We start from the raw sequence: 15,630 nt of genomic DNA, 5'->3' as shown, positions 1-15,630 counted from the left end.
CTAATTTACACCAATTTCAAAATCTTCGTCGGATAAAACTACTTACGCCACCCATTTTTTGATGTCATCCGGTGTCAACTTACCCAGTTTCCTTTGGATCAGCTGCCCATTTGCATCTAAAACCACCGTAAATGGGAGGCCTCCGACATCATTCCCAAGCATCTTGCCGAGTTCCGTCCCGTTTAATCCAGCCAAACCGATTCTGTAATTCACGGGAAATTGGCTCAAATATTGACGCACACGGCTCGGTTGATCGATGGCAAGACCAACAACTTGCCATCCTTTCGATTCATTTTCGCGAAAAAACGCATCAATTAAAGGCATTTCTTCAATACAAGGGGTACACCAGGTGGCCCAGAAGTTGATCACCAAGGGGCGACCTTGCAAAGCCTTCATCGACAAAGTCTCACCAGCGGGTGTGTCGAACTCAGCGGCCCACAAAGCGGTCAAAGCTTCAGCGTCCATCGCGCCCACAGACTGGCGCTTCCATGCCACCCCTGCTCCGGCAATTGCAGCCAGCGCAGCCACGCCTGCATACATCGCCACTCGTCTATTTGCACTCAACGTCATTCAATTTCCTTCATCAGTCGCTGCAATGCAGCCAAGTCACCTCGGTAGGTTCGTCCTTGCCCGTCGGGTTTCAAGGCACCACGCAGGTCGTCTAAGTCGTAAATCATCAGATGTACCAACACTTTTTGCGACAGACCTGGGCAACTGCTCAAGATGCTCAACGCATCCACCGCCTCGCCTTGGAACCCCTGAACCGTGCTGACCTCGTAGCGCACATTGTGGTCAATGAGGCTAATTTCGGCTGATTTGGAGTCATCGCAAAACAACTGTAAATAAATGTCAGACAAACCGGTGGCAGTGCCGCGCCACACGGCCCCGCCCAAGTGAGGACGGAAAGCTACCATGCGCTCCATCCACACCGCCGCTAACGCTCGCAAGGCAGCTAGCTCGGCAGGCTGGGTGTCGGCGCAAAAGAGATCCAAGTATTCACGCACGGCGTCTTCCACTTGGTCGTTGTTGGGCAGCTGCGCGCGTGTATTCAAACCCAGCTGTTTGACTGCGCGACGTTTGGCGGGGCCGTACTCCAGCCCCTCTTCCACCACCATGCGAGCGGCTGTGGCTGCAATTTCGTCTTGAACCGTATTCATATAGGTGTGATTGTGGGGCCACCCAAGGCTGCTCGCCCAAAGCCCATGGATACACCCTCCTAAAATAAGTGGATGCATATACATATTTTGGGAATTTGCGGCACGTTCATGGGTGGACTGGCTGCGTTGGCGCGTGAAGCGGGCCACAAGGTGACGGGTTGCGATGCGGGGGTCTACCCGCCCATGAGCGACCAACTCCGGTCTTTGGGCATTGAATTGATTGAAGGCTTTGGTGCAGACCAAATGGCTTTGAAACCCGATGTCTACGTGATTGGCAACGTGGTCTCACGCGCACGCTTGGCCGACGGCAGTCCGAAGTTCCCGCTGATGGAAGCCATTTTGGAAAGCGGTGCCACCTACACCAGCGGCCCCCAATGGCTGGCTGAACACGTGCTGCACCACCCCAGCCAGCCTCGCCACGTTTTGGCAGTCGCAGGTACCCACGGTAAAACCACCACCACCTCGATGCTCGCTTGGATTCTTCAAGCGGCTGGATTGGAGCCTGGCTTCTTGGTCGGTGGCGTGCCCATGAACTTTGGCGTGTCGGCTCGCTTGGGCCGTTTGAGCTCAGAAGCCGATGTGGCCGCACACAAGCGCACGCCTTTCGTCATTGAAGCGGACGAATACGACACCGCCTTCTTCGACAAACGCAGCAAGTTTGTGCACTACCACCCGCGCACGGCGATTTTGAACAACCTCGAATTCGACCACGCCGACATCTTTGACAACCTCGCCGCCATCGAGCGCCAGTTCCACCACTTGGTGCGCACTGTTCCCGGCAGTGGCCGTGTGGTGGTCAATGCGGATGAAGATAGCTTGCAACGCGTGCTGGACCAAGGCTGCTGGAGCGGTGTGGCCAAGTTTGGCGTAAGCGCCAACGCAACCGGCCAAGATGGTTGGTCTGTCGAAGGTGAGCCCGACAACTTTGCGGTGCTGCACCACGGCCAAAAAGTGGGCCGCGTGCAATGGGACATCACGGGCGTGCACAACCAGCTCAACGCTTTGGCCGCGATTGCCGCTGCGGAGCACTTGGGCGTATCCCCCGCGCAAGCTGCCGCCTCTTTGACCGAGTTTCAAAACGTCCGCCGTCGCATGGAAGTGCGAGGCACAGTGTCACGCACAGGCGGCGACATCACGGTGTACGACGACTTTGCCCACCACCCCACCGCCATTCGCACCACCGTCGACGGCCTGCGCCGCAAAGTGGGTCCGAATGCCCGCATCTTGGCGGTGTTTGAGCCACGCAGCAACACGATGAAACTGGGCACGATGAAGTCGCAACTGCCTTGGAGTTTGGAAGACGCAGACCTCGCGTTTTGTCACTCAGGTGGTTTGGACTGGGATGCCGTCGACGCTTTGTCACCCATGGGGGCACGGGCTTCGGTGGCTGGCACTGTGGATGAGGTGATTGCACAAGTGGTGGCTGCTGCGCAAGCGGGGGACCATGTGCTTTGTATGAGCAATGGTGGATTTGGCGGGATTCACGCGAAGTTGCTGACTGCTTTGGGTTCGTAACTTCTCTTCTTTTATCGCTGCTTGTGTGCGTGTTGCTGCTTTTTCTCTCGCACGCACACAGAGCGGGCAGCACCTGACACGGCTTAACGTCCCTGCGGGCCGTGATGGCGCCGTATCAGGCACTGACCACTCTGCGTGCTGAGCGTGCGCAATCGAAACATTTTGGGGGCTTGCTCCTGCTTCGCAGTTCGACGTTGTAGACACTCAACTGCTCGCGCGAAATCTTCCGAACAACAAAAAATCACGAACGCTTGCGACGCGCCGCCACAGCCTCAGACAACACGTCCAACGAAGCGACGGAATCGTTCCAGTCCAAACACGCATCGGTGATGCTCTTACCGTATTCCAGCTTAGACACATCGTCTTTACCGGGCGTGAACTTTTGCGCACCACCGTGAATGTGACTCTCAATCATCACGCCAAACACTTGGTTTGAACCACCGCTGATTTGCTCGGCGATGTCTTTGGCCACCACCAGTTGACGCTCGTGCTGCTTACTGCTGTTGGCGTGGCTGCAATCCACCATCAAGGTCGCAGGCAACTTGGCTTTGGCCAACTCTTCACACGCAGCAGTCACGCTGACTGCGTCGTAGTTGGGCGTTTTGCCGCCGCGCAAGATGACGTGACAGTCTTTGTTGCCCTTAGTTTGCACAATCGCCACTTGACCGTTTTTGTGCACCGACAAAAAGTGATGTGCGCCAGCAGCGGCTTGAATCGCATCGGTGGCGATTTTGATGTTGCCATCGGTACCGTTCTTGAAGCCGATGGGCGCAGAAATACCGGAGGCCAATTCGCGATGCACTTGGCTCTCGGTCGTGCGCGCACCAATCGCGCCCCACGAAATCAAGTCGCCAATGTATTGCGGGCTGATGGCATCCAAGAACTCGCTGCCCGCAGGCAAATCCAGGCGGTTGATTTCAATCAGCAACTGGCGTGCAATGCGCAGGCCTTCGTCGATGCGGTAGCTCTCATCCAAGTACGGGTCATTGATCAAACCTTTCCAGCCCACGGTGGTGCGTGGTTTTTCGAAGTACACGCGCATCACAATTTCCAAAGTGTCGGCGTACTTTTCGCGCAACGGTTGCAAGCGGCGCGCGTAGTCAATTGCAGCAGCAGGATCGTGGATCGAGCATGGGCCAATCACCACCAGCAGGCGGTCATCTGTGCCGTGCATGATGTTGTGAATGGTCTTGCGGGTCTTCGTGATTAACTTCTCCACAGGCGTACCTTGAATGGGGAAGAAGCGAATCAAATGTTCGGGAGGAGGCAGCACGGTGATGTCCTTGATACGTTGATCGTCGGTTTGACTGGTGTGTTCAACGTGACTTGGATAAGGGGTGTTCGTTTTCATGGTCTCGTCCTGAAGTTTGAAAAAATGATTGAAGAATTTGGCAAAAAAAAACCGCCGGGGGTCCGGCGGTTGGTTTGGGAGTTCAGAGCGTTTGGGCTACGTTCAGATCTCTCGACCGCCGTGGGGGCGTGAGATAAAAAAAGTAAGCAAAGTAAAAACGGGCTGAACTCATGGATTGGAATGTAGCACAGGGATTCTGGCAGTTTGCTGACAAGTGGCTAGGGTTTACGCGGTTCCACCCACAGTCAAACCATCAATGCGCAAAGTAGGCTGCCCCACACCCACAGGCACGCTTTGGCCTTCTTTGCCGCAGGTGCCCACGCCCGGGTCAAGCTTCATGTCGTTGCCGATCAAGCTCACGCGCGTCAGTGCATCGGGGCCGTTGCCTACCAAGGTCGCACCTTTGACGGGGTATTGAATTTTGCCGTTCTCCACCCAAAACGCTTGAGAGGTCGAGAACACAAACTTGCCTGAGGTGATGTCCACTTGGCCGCCACCGAAGTTCACGGCGTACAAGCCCTTCTTCAAACTCGACACAATTTCTTCGGGCGACTTGTCACCGCCCAACATGTAGGTGTTAGTCATGCGCGGCATAGGCACATGGGCGTAGCTTTCGCGGCGGCCATTGCCCGTGGGTTTCACACCCATCAAGCGCGCATTCATGCTGTCTTGGATATAGCCCTTCAAAATGCCATCTTCGATGAGCACATTGCGTTGGCTAGGGTTGCCTTCGTCGTCCACATTGAGTGAACCACGACGGTCAGGAATCGTGCCGTCGTCCAACACGGTCACGCCTTTGGCAGCCACGCGTTGACCAATGCGGCCACTGAATGCGCTGGAGCCTTTGCGGTTGAAGTCGCCTTCCAAACCGTGGCCGATGGCTTCGTGCAACAAGATGCCGGGCCAACCTGGGCCCAACACCACACTCATCTCACCCGCGGGCGCTGGACGTGCATCGAGGTTGGTCAGTGCGAGTTGCACGGCTTCGTCTACATAGCTTTGCGCCAGCGCATCATCAAAATGGTCCAAGCCAAAGCGGCCACCGCCGCCAGCCGAGCCCACTTCGCGACGACCGTTTTGTTCGGCAATCACGGTCACGCTCAGGCGCACGAGGGGGCGCACATCGGCGGCCAAGGTGCCATCAGCGCGCACCACCATCACCACGTCATATTCACTGGCCAAACCGGCCATCACCTGAATCACACGTGGGTCTTTGGCGCGAGCCATTTGCTCCACACGACCCAACAGTTCAACTTTTTCGGTGCTGTTGAGTGAAGAAATCGGGTCCAAGCCACCGTACAAAGAACGGCTCGATGCTACCTTGCGCGTAGGCACTTTGACGCGACCACCTTTGGCGGCTGCGCCAATGGTACGCACGGTGCGTGCTGCATCCATCAAGGAGGCTTTGGAAATATCGTCGGAGTACGCGAAGGCGGTTTTCTCGCCGCTCACCGCGCGCACGCCAACGCCTTGGTCAATGCTGAAGGAACCGGTTTTGACAATGCCCTCTTCCAAACTCCAGCCTTCGGCACGGGTGTATTGAAAGTACAAATCGGCTTCGTCAACTTTGTGCGCTTTGATCTCGGCCAATGTTTTGGCCAAGTCGGTTTCGTCCAAACCGAAAGGCTCTAACAACAGTTGACGGGCAATGGCCAATCGCTCAAGGGTAGGTTCGCGTGAAATCATGCGCGAATTATGACTGCACCAACTGTTTGGCCTTGGCCACCGACATCAATATCCCTAAGCCCAACCCCAGCGTCACCATGGCCGTGCCGCCATAGCTGATGAAGGGCAATGGCACCCCAACCACAGGCAATATGCCGCTGACCATGCCCATGTTCACAAAGGCATAAATGAAGAAGCTCAAGGTCACGCTGCCAGCCAGCAATCGGGCAAACAACGTGGGGCCTTCCACTGCAATGGCCAAGCCACGCAGAATCAAAAAGATGAAGCCAGCAATCAAGAGCAAGTTGCCGACCAAGCCAAACTCTTCGCCAAAAGCGGCAAACACAAAGTCGGTGGTGCGCTCAGGGATGAAGTCCAAATGGGTTTGCGTGCCTTGCATGAACCCCTTGCCCCAAAAACCGCCCGAGCCAATGGCAATCATGCCTTGAATGATGTGAAAGCCTTTGCCTAACGGGTCTCTTGACGGGTCGAGCAAGGTGCAAATGCGCTGCTGCTGATAGTCGTGCAGGATGGGCCAACGGAAACCATCGGCACACAGCGTGGGCTCAAAGAGCACCACCAATCCCACACCAATCACACCCAAGATGATGGGCGGCACGATGAGCCACCAGCTCAAGCCGGCAAAGAAAATCACCGCCATGCCAGCCGACAACACCAAGATGGAAGTTCCCAAATCTGGCTGACGCATGATGAGTCCCACAGGCACCATCAACAACAAACCCGCCACCAAAAAGTCGAGTGGGCGCAACTGGCCTTCGCGCTTTTGGAACCACCACGCCAACATCAACGGCATGGCGATTTTCATGATTTCACTGGGCTGAATGACGATGCCGACATTGAGCCAGCGACGTGCGCCCTTTTTGGTCAAGCCAAACAAAGCCACGGCCACCAGCAAGGCCACACCCAAGGTGTAGAGCGGCACCGCAAATGCCATCAGACGCTGCGGCGGAATTTGTGCCACCACAAACATGATGAAGCCCGCAATCATCATGTTGCGGCCATGGTCAAAGAAGCGCGCACCGTTGGCAAAGCCCGACGAGTACATGGTCAACAAACCCGCACACGCCAACAAAAAAATACCAAACGCCAAGGGGCCATCAAAACCTTTGAGCAAAGGCATCAAACGCTGAAAGGGGCTGGGTTTGTGAATGACGGTGGGCATGGGTCAGATTATCTCCTGTCGCGTGACTGTCCTTGGGGCCACTGATAGCATTCGGCATGACTTCGCTCAAGACGCCATCCCCCCACACGTTGCCCACCACCCATGTGCTGTATTTGCATGGGTTTCGCTCGTCACCCCAATCCACCAAAGCGCGACAAGTCGCAGCCATCATGGCCGCACAGTTCCCACACATCACGTGGTGGTGCCCACAACTGCCACCCTCGCCCAAAGCTGCGGCGGCCTTGATTGCAGAGGGCACGGCACATTGGCCTGCGGACCGCATGGCGGTCATCGGCTCATCGCTAGGCGGTTTTTACGCCACTTGGCTGGCGACCCTTCGCGGGTGCAAGGCTGCGTTGCTCAACCCTGCCATCAACCCAGCGCGTGACTTGGCCAAATACATTGGCGAACAAAGCGCGTGGCACGACCCCGCCGAGCGCTTTTACTTTGCGCCCGAATTTGTGGATGAGCTGCGCGCCTTGCAAGCTGGCCCTTTGCCGCATCCCGAGCGCGTATGGGCACTCATCGCCAAAGGAGATGAAGTGCTGGACTGGCGCGAAATGACGGCGCGCTACCCGGTCTCGCAACAAGTGGTCCTAGAAGGCGGTGACCATGCCATCAGCGACTTCGGCCACTACCTGCCGCAGCTGTTGGAATTTCTAGATTTGCAGCCTGCGCCCTAGGTGGAGCGTGGGACAATGCTGCCCATGTACGCATTGTTTGAAGAAGCTGGAAAATTCCAGACGGGCCGCATCCTCTCCGAAGCTGAAAGCTCGGCCCAAATCGAGCTGGAATCCGGCAAACGGGTCAAGGTCAAGGCCGCGAATTTGCTGCTCAAGTTTGAGAAGCCCTCGCCCGCTGAACTGATGCGCGAGGCGCAGGCCTTGAGCACCACCATCGAGCTTGACCTCGCGTGGGAATTCGCGCCCGAAGACGAGTTTGGCTTTGCCGACCTCGCCCGCGAATACTTCAGCGCACAAGCCACCCTGACCGAACAAACCGCTGCCTTGCTGCGCGTATTCGAAGCACCCCACTACTTTCGCCGCGCTGGCAAAGGCCGCTTCAAGAAGGCCTCTGCCGAGGTGATTGCCCAAGCGCTCGCTGGCATCGAAAAGAAAAAACAAATCCAAGCGCAAATCGAAGGTTGGGTTGCCGAGTTGGGCCAAGGCACTTGTCCTGCGCCCATTCAAACGCAGCTCTACAAAATCTTGTTCAAGCCGGACAAGAACGCGCCTGAATACAAAGCCGTGGTCGAAGCGGCACGCGCTACACACACCGCGCCACTGGCATTGCTGCAAAAAGCAGGCGCTATCAACTCGGCCTACCAGTTCCACTGGCAACGCTTTTTGTTTGACAACTTCCCCAAGGGAACGGGTTTCCCCAACCTGCAAGCCCCCGCCATTGCGGACGAGTTGCCACTGGCCCAGGTGAAGGCCTATTCGATTGACGACTCGCACACCACAGAGATTGACGATGCCTTGTCGGTGCAAGGTTTGGGCACCGGCACGGTCACGCTAGGCATTCACATCGCTGCACCTGCGCTGGCCTTAAAGCCGGGCGATGCGATTGACCAGTTGGGCCGCCAACGTTTGTCCACCGTCTACATGCCGGGCTACAAAATCACCATGCTGCCCGACGACGTGGTGCAAACCTACACCTTGCAAGAAGGCCGCGACTGCCCCGCCGTGTCGCTGTACGCCACGTTTGATGAAGCCACGCTGGCTTTGCAAAACACCGAGACACGCGTGGAGCGTGTGCCCATTGCCGCCAACCTACGTCACGACCAACTCGACGCCATCGTCACCGAAGCTTGGTTGAACGACGCGAGCTTCACGCATGTTGCAGGCACCACCGAGCCCGCCATGCCACGCACGGAACTGGCTTTTCTGTTCCGCTTGGCCCAACACCTCAAAGCACAACGCGAAGTGGTACGCGGTAAGCCTGAAAACTTCAACCGCCCGGACTACACCTTCCGCCTCGTTGGCAACAACGGCGTAACACCGACAGGCGACGAGCAAGTACAAATCAGCATCCGCCAACGCGGTGCGCCACTGGACTTGATGGTGGCCGAGGCCATGATTCTGGCCAACAGTACCTGGGGCAATTGGATGGCTGAACTCGGCGTGCCCGGCATCTACCGCAGCCAAGCCAGCTTGCTGCCCGGCGTCAAAGTGCGCATGGGCACCAAGGCTTTGCCACACGCTGGCATTGGCGTGCCTAGCTACGCATGGAGCACCTCGCCGCTGCGTCGCTACACCGACTTGGTGAACCAATGGCAAATCATTGCGTGCGCCAAGCACGGCAGCACCGCCGCTCTGGCTGCGCCGTTCAAACCTAAAGATGCAGAACTGTTCTCCATCATCTCGGCGTTCGATGGTGCCTATGGTGCGTACAACGCCTATCAAAACGGCATGGAACGTTTCTGGACGCTGCAGTATTTGAAGCAACACAACATCACCGAACTCAGCGCCACCGTGTTCAAAGCCTTCCCAGGCCAGCCGCCCATGGCGCGCGCCGATGACTTGCCTTTGGTCTTACCCGTGTTCGGCGGTGGTGATTTGCCACGTGGCGCACACGTGCAGTTGCGTTTGAGTGAGATTGACGACATCAGCCTCGACATCAGCGGCCATCTGTTGCATGTGCTCGAAGTCGATGCCCCCTCCAGCGCTGAAGAAGTCGAGATGACAGACGACGAAGACGACAGCGCCGCAGGCCCCATTGCGTTGGCCATGGACGTGAACGAGGCACCCACGGCGGAAGGACCGACTGCGTGATGCTCTCGCGCTTGTCATGGAAGCATTGGTCAAGGCTGCAAAAAGCCTTGTTCGTGTCGTTCGCTATTCACGGCGCATTGCTGACTCTAAAAATCGCAGCTCCTGAGCGCTTCGACCGCTTGTTCAGCGACGCACCGCTGGATGTGATTTTGGTCAACACACGCGCCAAAGCCGATGCGCCTGATAAGGCACAAGCCTTGGCGCAAACGCAATTGGCTGGCGGCGGTGAACTCAAAAGCGGTCGTGCAGCATCGCCGCTCCCCACGGCGGCCACCACCTCGGTCGGTGACATGACCGAGTCCATGCAACGTCAAGTGGCACAGATGCGCAAAGAGCAATCGCTGCTGTTGGCGCAAGTGAAAAACCTGCTTGCGCAACTGCCACCGCCTCAACCGCAAAAATCAAAAGCTGAACAAGATGCGATTGAGCAAAAACGCCGACAGCTGCTCAAGCTCTTGGCCGAGATTGAACAACGCATCAACCAAGACAACGCGCGCCCTCGCAAACACTATGTGAGCCCCGCCACCAAACAAGTGGCCTATGCGCTGTATTACGACACCCTGCGCCGAAAAATTGAAGACCGTGGCACGCGCTACTTCCCCGCCACCAACAGCGGGCAAAAACTTTACGGTGAATTGACGATGATCATCACCGTCAATACCGATGGGCGCGTGTTGGCCACCGAAGTGGTTCAAAGCTCGGGTCTGGCAGACCTCGACCGTCGTGCACAAGCCATTGCCACAGCGGCAGGTCCGTTTGGTGAGTTCACGGAGGACATGCGCAAACAAGCTGATCAACTCGCCGTGGTTTCACGTTTCATTTTTAGCCGTGACAACACTTTGCAAACCAAAGGCGGCGAAGCCGCCAACTGAGTCGATGCGTCAACCATGAACACCTCACGCTTTCGTCCATGGCTGCGCTGGTTGTTGCTGGTCGGCGTGGCTTGGCTTGGTCTGCAATTTTTCTTTTTGGCGCGCATCGCCGTCATGGCGCGTGTGGCACCCGAATCCACCTCGTTTGAACGCTCAGAAGCTTGGCGCATCGTCAACACCAAAGACCGCTTGCGTTGGCGCCAAGACTGGGTGCCCTACGCGCAAATCTCCAACAACCTCAAACGTGCGGTGATTGCTTCAGAAGACGACATCTTTGCGCAACACGACGGTGTGCAATGGGATGCGATTGAAAAGGCTTGGGCCAAAAACGCCAAAGCAGAATTGCAAGCCAGCCGCAAAGCACAGGGCAAGGCAGCGCCCAAAGTGGTGGGGGGCTCCACCATCACGCAACAACTGGCCAAGAATTTATTTCTGTCTGGCGAGCGCACGTTCATCCGCAAGGGCCAAGAGTTTGTGCTGACCGTGATGCTCGAAGCGGTGCTGGGCAAGAAGCGCATTTTGGAGATTTACCTCAACCATGTGGAATGGGGTGAAGGCATTTTTGGTGCTGAGGCGGCAGCTCAACATTACTTCCAAAAACCTGCGTCGCAGCTATCGCCTTGGGAAGCAGGACGCTTGGCCGTGATGCTGCCGCGCCCCAAGCACTACCAAAAGTTCCCGCAGTCAGAGTACCTTGCGGGTCGTACCGAAATTATTTTGATGCGCATGGGCAGCGCACAGTTGCCGTAAATGCGCATTCTTGGCATTGACCCTGGGCTTCGCACCACCGGCTTTGGCGTGGTGGAAAAACACGGCAGCCAGTTGCTGTACGTGGCCAGCGGCACCATCAAAACCAACAAAGAAACACAAGGTAATTTGGCCGAGCGTTTGAAGGTCTTGTTTGACGGCATCCACGAAGTGGTGGCGCGTTACAAGCCAGACACCTCAGCGGTAGAAATTGTGTTTGTCAACGTCAACCCGCAAGCCACTCTGTTGCTGGGTCAAGCGCGTGGCGCCTGCATCACCGCCTTGGCCACTTGCAACTTATCGGTGGCTGAATACACCGCTTTACAAATGAAGCAAGCCGTGGCCGGTCATGGATTGGCTAAGAAAGAACAAGTGCAAGAGATGGTCAAGCGCTTGCTCAACCTACCGGGCTTGCCTGGGCCCGATGCAGCCGATGCCTTGGGCATTGCCATCACCCATGCCCATGCGGGGCACTCCATGGCCAAGTTGGCAGCGGCCACTGAACTGCAACGCAGCACCAGTGGCATGTACAAAGCGGGACGTAGCCGCTGATCGCTGGCTGTTCAAAGCTGAACGACGGGCAGGTTCAACTCGACGATGGCGCCGCCATCTACCGCATTCGAAATCGCCAAACTGCCGCTGTGCATTTCTGCAATTGTTTTAGAGATGGACAAGCCCACGCCCAAGCCTTCTTCTTTTGAGGTCATGAAGGGCTCACCAACCACCTGCTTCATCTCTGCTGAAACACCTGGTCCTGTATCGCGCACGCGTAAAACAACGCGTTCATCCGAATGCTCAAGAGAGACGAAAATTTTCTTGCTGGCGTTGGGCTCCATGGCTTGCATGGCATTGCGATACACATTCAACACAATTTGAGATAGCTGGACACGGTCACCATGTACCCAGCATGGGACGGCGTCCAGATCAAATTCGAACTTGATTTTTTGCTTGCGTATTTCATAGGCGAGCAGTTGCGCCACATCTTCCAACAGCGTCTTGAAGTCCACCACTTCGTAGTCGGTTTGCGCAGGTCGAATGAAATTGCGAATGCGCTCGACCAACTTCACGGTGCGTTGGGTACTGTTTTCGATTTCTTCAATCGATTCCAACACCTCTTTCGAATTGGATTCTCCAGAAGCCACGCTGATTCTGATGGCTTGCGCATCCATCAAAATCGCTGTCAACGGTTGGCTGAGCTCATGTGCAAATGATGCAGACATCGTCCCCAAGGTTCTTTGACGCTCCAGCTGGGCAATTTGATCTCCCAGACGCGCACTTTCTTCTTGTCGTGCACGCTCAGCAATCGCCTTCATCCGCCCTTGTGTGGATCGCTCCAAGAACATCCCAACAAAAGCAAAGTTACCCAAGATTGAAATCAACAAACCTGTGAACACAGTCAACACACTGTCCACACCGCTCGCCACCACATCGGGCTCTGTGAACCCTGACAGCACAATCGTCGTCCGAGCCAACATGATGATCGCAGTGATTGCGTACACCACAGACAACCATTTGCCACTCTTCAACTGATGGACAGCAGCAATGCGCCAAGACAGATAGGAGATGTATGAAAAGAGGCCGGTGAAAATCAATGTGGACCAAGAAAATCGCAAGACAGCATCTTGCAAAAACACGCGGAAGAATTCAAAACCGAGCACGCAAAGCATGATCAACACGACGGCTCTTTTCATCGCCAAATCTTGATCGAGTGCACGTCGCAAAGCCAAGGCCTGCATCAAGGCAGCACTCCACATCAAACCATTGGCGACGGTGTAACTCACCCACGCAGGAAGATGCGAACGCAAACCCACCAACGCCAAAGCGACGCCAAAGAGCAACCCCCCTGAGCACCAAAAGGTCAAAGTGCGTGACGGTTGATTGAGCAGCAAAGCCCAAACGGTCAAAGGCAAGATCAAATAGAGAATGCCAAGAATGAGATAGACCGTGGGGATGTGATACACCGTCATCTCAACCTCTCTCTCGCCGCGGAGGCGATGTATTCAAAGACTTACCAAGCCGGCGCCAGCTGCGCCAGACCCGGAGGTGCTTTGCGCGCATCGTCAAAGGTAACGACTTCATAGGCATCAGGCTGGCTGAGCAACTCACGCAACAATAAATTATTCATGGCGTGTCCCGAACGGAACGCCACATAAGAGGCTAGCAAAGGTTTACCAATCAAAAACAAGTCGCCCATAGCATCGAGAATTTTGTGTTTCACAAATTCGTCGTCATAGCGCAAGCCGTCGCTGTTCAAGACCTTGTAGTCGTCCATCACGATGGCGTTGTCCAAACCGCCACCTAAAGCGAGGCCGTTGGCACGCAGCATTTCTACATCACGCGTGAAACCAAAGGTGCGGGCGCGTGCAATGTCGCGGGTGTAATCGTTCACATCCATGTCAAACACCACGCTTTGACCGGTTGAATCCACAGCAGGATGACGGAAGTCAATTTCGAAGCTGAGCTTGTAGCCGTGATGAGGGTCGAGTCGCGCCCATTTCACGTTGGCGCCCTCGCCTTCACGCACTTCGACGGTCTTCAACACGCGGATGAAACGCTTGGGCACGTTTTGCTCCACGATGCCCGCGCTTTGCAGCAAGAACACAAACGACGAAGCCGAGCCATCAAGAATAGGCACTTCTTCTGCGGTGATGTCGATGTACAGGTTGTCGATACCTAGGCCTGCACAGGCCGACATCAAATGCTCCACCGTGAACACCTTCGCACCACCATTGGAAATGGTCGACGCCAAGCGCGTATCCGTCACCGCCGTGGCGGTGATCGGAATGTCGACTGGCTGCGGCAAATCCACCCGACGGAACACGATGCCCGTGTCGGGTTGCGCCGGGCGCAGTGTCAGTTCCACGCGTTGACCGCTGTGAAGACCGACACCCACCGCCTTGGTGAGGGATTGAAGGGTTCTTTGTTTAAGCACGGTGTGATTTTAATGAATCTCAGTCCGCTTGCTTGCGCAAGAAAGCTGGGATTTCATAGTCATCCATACCACCCGATGACAAGGCATCGACCTTGGCAGCGGCTGAGGTGCGGTTGCCACGCCACACGGCGGGAGAGTTCATGGAGTCGTAGTTGGGTTGTGCAGCGGCAGAACCAATTCCCAAACCGCTTGCCAAACCAGCTAAGCCGCCCGTTGCAGCAGCCAAGACACCGGCAGGCGATGCATTAGGCGCTTGTGTTGTGGGGAATCCCACACCATCTGTACCGGTGCGCAACACTTGCAACTGAGGTGCAGCGCGGCGGCTGCCGGCCAAACCTGTGGCCACCACGGTGACGCGAATTTGGTCGCCCAAGTTTTCGTCGTAAGCCGTACCGTAAATCACGTGCGCATCGGGTGAAGCGAACTTGCGGATGGTGTTCATGGCTTCGCGAGACTCAGACAACTTCAAGCCGCCCTTGGCTGCGGTGATCAACACCAACACGCCCTTGGCACCCGACATGTCCACGCCTTCGAGCAATGGGCAAGCCACCGCTTGTTCAGCGGCGATGCGCGCACGGTCTGGGCCGTTGGCCGCAGCGGTGCCCATCATGGCTTTGCCGGTTTCGCTCATCACGGTGCGCACGTCTTCAAAGTCGACGTTCACCAAAGCTTCAACGTTGATGATCTCGGCAATGCCGCCGACCGAGTTTTTCAACACGTCGTTGGCAAAGGCGAAAGCTTGATCTTGGCTGGCGTCTTCGCCCAACACGTCCATCAGCTTTTCGTTCAACACCACGATGAGTGAGTCGACGTTGGCTTCAAGTTCGGCCAAACCTGTCTCAGCGTTGTTCATGCGGCGGCTGCCTTCGAATTCGAAAGGCTTGGTCACCACGCCAACAGTCAAGATACCCATCTCGCGTGCCACACGCGCCACCACAGGTGCTGCGCCTGTGCCTGTGCCGCCGCCCATGCCGGCCGTGACGAACAACATGTTGGTGCCTTCCAGCGCCAAACGGATGTCGTCAATCGCAGCTTCAGCCGCTTCACGGCCGCGCTCTGGCTTGCTACCAGCGCCCAAACCTGTGGAACCCAACTGAATGACTTTGTGCGCATTGCTCACGCGCAGGGCTTGTGCGTCTGTGTTCGCCGTGACGAACTCCACGCCTTGAACGCCAGAGCTGATCATGTGCTCGACCGCGTTACCGCCGCCGCCGCCCACGCCAATGACTTTGATTTGTGTGCCTGAGTTGAATGCTTCAACTTCGATCATTTCGATGGTCATGATGTTTCTCCTAATCTAAAAATTTGCAGTTGCCTAAGTCGTTTGTTTTTTGCTTGTGGTTCATCGCGTTCCTTCTACGAGGGTGGCGCGTTGGGCGCACAGGATCGACATCGTCGATGCCTGTGCGGTCGCTGCGGCGGGCTGCCCCGCGC

The 15,630-nt window shown here is 56.2% G+C and carries 14 protein-coding genes; 6 read left to right on the top strand and 8 right to left on the bottom strand.

Going from position 1 to position 15,630, the window contains the following annotated elements; genetic code table 11:
• Positions 1–42: 42 nt before the first annotated feature.
• Entirely contained in the window at positions 43–570 is a 528-nt protein-coding gene (locus LINBF2_RS01975) for a TlpA disulfide reductase family protein (RefSeq protein WP_104796541.1), read from the bottom strand.
• Positions 567–1,157: a hypothetical protein gene (locus LINBF2_RS01970; protein WP_104796542.1), complete on the bottom strand. Its 591-nt coding sequence runs from the start codon at positions 1,155–1,157 to the stop codon at positions 567–569. The genes LINBF2_RS01975 and LINBF2_RS01970 overlap by 4 nt, the downstream gene beginning before the upstream one ends.
• Before the next feature lie 72 nt (positions 1,158–1,229).
• On the opposite strand from LINBF2_RS01970, the gene mpl reads away from it, so the two are divergent.
• On the top strand, positions 1,230–2,672 hold the full coding sequence (mpl, locus tag LINBF2_RS01965) for a UDP-N-acetylmuramate:L-alanyl-gamma-D-glutamyl-meso-diaminopimelate ligase (RefSeq protein ID WP_104796543.1): 1,443 nt from the start codon (positions 1,230–1,232) through the stop codon (positions 2,670–2,672).
• A gap of 241 nt (positions 2,673–2,913) precedes the next feature.
• On the opposite strand, the gene LINBF2_RS01960 is transcribed toward mpl, so the two are convergent.
• The 3 genes from LINBF2_RS01960 to rodA form a co-directional block, all read right to left on the bottom strand.
• Entirely contained in the window at positions 2,914–4,023 is a 1,110-nt protein-coding gene (locus LINBF2_RS01960) for a 3-deoxy-7-phosphoheptulonate synthase (RefSeq protein ID WP_104796544.1), read from the bottom strand.
• A 225-nt stretch (positions 4,024–4,248) separates the two neighbouring features.
• On the bottom strand, positions 4,249–5,709 hold the full coding sequence (tldD, locus tag LINBF2_RS01955) for a metalloprotease TldD (RefSeq protein WP_104796545.1): 1,461 nt from the start codon (positions 5,707–5,709) through the stop codon (positions 4,249–4,251).
• A gap of 7 nt (positions 5,710–5,716) precedes the next feature.
• Positions 5,717–6,871 (bottom strand): rod shape-determining protein RodA, encoded by a 1,155-nt coding sequence (gene rodA, locus LINBF2_RS01950; RefSeq protein ID WP_104796546.1) that lies wholly within the window; start codon positions 6,869–6,871, stop codon positions 5,717–5,719.
• Between the two features lie 89 nt (positions 6,872–6,960).
• Between rodA and LINBF2_RS01945 the strand changes: the two genes are divergently transcribed.
• Genes LINBF2_RS01945 through ruvC form a run of 5 tightly spaced genes read left to right on the top strand, consistent with a single transcriptional unit; the run spans position 6,961 to position 11,816 of the window.
• Complete coding sequence (locus LINBF2_RS01945) at positions 6,961–7,554, top strand: YqiA/YcfP family alpha/beta fold hydrolase (protein WP_281891268.1); 594 nt, start codon at positions 6,961–6,963, stop codon at positions 7,552–7,554.
• A 24-nt stretch (positions 7,555–7,578) separates the two neighbouring features.
• Positions 7,579–9,645, top strand: a complete 2,067-nt coding sequence (locus tag LINBF2_RS01940; RefSeq protein WP_281890005.1) for an RNB domain-containing ribonuclease — start codon at positions 7,579–7,581, stop codon at positions 9,643–9,645.
• Positions 9,645–10,517, top strand: coding sequence for a TonB family protein (locus LINBF2_RS01935; protein WP_281891267.1), 873 nt, complete (start codon positions 9,645–9,647; stop codon positions 10,515–10,517). Before LINBF2_RS01940 ends, LINBF2_RS01935 begins: the two co-directional genes overlap by 1 nt.
• A 15-nt stretch (positions 10,518–10,532) precedes the next feature.
• The gene (gene mtgA, locus LINBF2_RS01930) at positions 10,533–11,267 is read left to right on the top strand and encodes a monofunctional biosynthetic peptidoglycan transglycosylase (protein WP_281890003.1); all 735 of its coding nucleotides are present in this window, start codon (positions 10,533–10,535) and stop codon (positions 11,265–11,267) included.
• Positions 11,268–11,816 carry a crossover junction endodeoxyribonuclease RuvC gene (ruvC, locus tag LINBF2_RS01925; RefSeq protein ID WP_281890001.1) on the top strand — a complete coding sequence of 183 codons (549 nt, stop codon included), beginning with the start codon at positions 11,268–11,270 and terminating at the stop codon, positions 11,814–11,816.
• A gap of 11 nt (positions 11,817–11,827) precedes the next feature.
• Here the strand turns inward: ruvC and LINBF2_RS01920 are convergent, their stop codons facing one another.
• The 3 genes from LINBF2_RS01920 to ftsZ are packed head-to-tail and all read right to left on the bottom strand — an operon-like array spanning position 11,828 to position 15,478.
• On the bottom strand, positions 11,828–13,231 hold the full coding sequence (locus tag LINBF2_RS01920) for an ATP-binding protein (RefSeq protein WP_281889999.1): 1,404 nt from the start codon (positions 13,229–13,231) through the stop codon (positions 11,828–11,830).
• 41 nt (positions 13,232–13,272) lie between these two features.
• Complete coding sequence (lpxC, locus tag LINBF2_RS01915; RefSeq protein WP_281889997.1) at positions 13,273–14,196, bottom strand: UDP-3-O-acyl-N-acetylglucosamine deacetylase; 924 nt, start codon at positions 14,194–14,196, stop codon at positions 13,273–13,275.
• A 19-nt stretch (positions 14,197–14,215) separates the two neighbouring features.
• A complete protein-coding gene (gene ftsZ / locus LINBF2_RS01910; RefSeq protein ID WP_104796552.1) occupies positions 14,216–15,478 on the bottom strand; it encodes a cell division protein FtsZ in 1,263 nt (420 codons plus the stop codon).
• Positions 15,479–15,630 lie beyond the last annotated feature (152 nt).

Origin of the sequence: Limnohabitans sp. TEGF004 (assembly GCF_027924965.1) — a bacterium.
In the GTDB taxonomy this organism is placed as follows: Bacteria; Pseudomonadota; Gammaproteobacteria; order Burkholderiales; family Burkholderiaceae_C; genus Limnohabitans.
This window is presented reverse-complemented; position numbering and strand designations above follow the sequence as displayed.

Excerpts from the sequence above, each read along its gene's own strand:
- LINBF2_RS01975 (WP_104796541.1), bottom strand. The coding sequence starts at position 570 with ATGACGTTGAGTGCAAATAGACGAGTGGCGATGTATGCAGGCGTGGCT.
- LINBF2_RS01970 (WP_104796542.1), bottom strand. The coding sequence starts at position 1,157 with ATGAATACGGTTCAAGACGAAATTGCAGCCACAGCCGCTCGCATGGTG.
- mpl (WP_104796543.1), top strand. The coding sequence starts at position 1,230 with ATGCATATACATATTTTGGGAATTTGCGGCACGTTCATGGGTGGACTG.
- LINBF2_RS01960 (WP_104796544.1), bottom strand. The coding sequence starts at position 4,023 with ATGAAAACGAACACCCCTTATCCAAGTCACGTTGAACACACCAGTCAA.
- tldD (WP_104796545.1), bottom strand. The coding sequence starts at position 5,709 with ATGATTTCACGCGAACCTACCCTTGAGCGATTGGCCATTGCCCGTCAA.
- rodA (WP_104796546.1), bottom strand. The coding sequence starts at position 6,871 with ATGCCCACCGTCATTCACAAACCCAGCCCCTTTCAGCGTTTGATGCCT.
- LINBF2_RS01940 (WP_281890005.1), top strand. The coding sequence starts at position 7,579 with ATGTACGCATTGTTTGAAGAAGCTGGAAAATTCCAGACGGGCCGCATC.
- LINBF2_RS01935 (WP_281891267.1), top strand. The coding sequence starts at position 9,645 with ATGCTCTCGCGCTTGTCATGGAAGCATTGGTCAAGGCTGCAAAAAGCC.
- mtgA (WP_281890003.1), top strand. The coding sequence starts at position 10,533 with ATGAACACCTCACGCTTTCGTCCATGGCTGCGCTGGTTGTTGCTGGTC.
- ruvC (WP_281890001.1), top strand. The coding sequence starts at position 11,268 with ATGCGCATTCTTGGCATTGACCCTGGGCTTCGCACCACCGGCTTTGGC.
- LINBF2_RS01920 (WP_281889999.1), bottom strand. The coding sequence starts at position 13,231 with ATGACGGTGTATCACATCCCCACGGTCTATCTCATTCTTGGCATTCTC.
- ftsZ (WP_104796552.1), bottom strand. The coding sequence starts at position 15,478 with ATGACCATCGAAATGATCGAAGTTGAAGCATTCAACTCAGGCACACAA.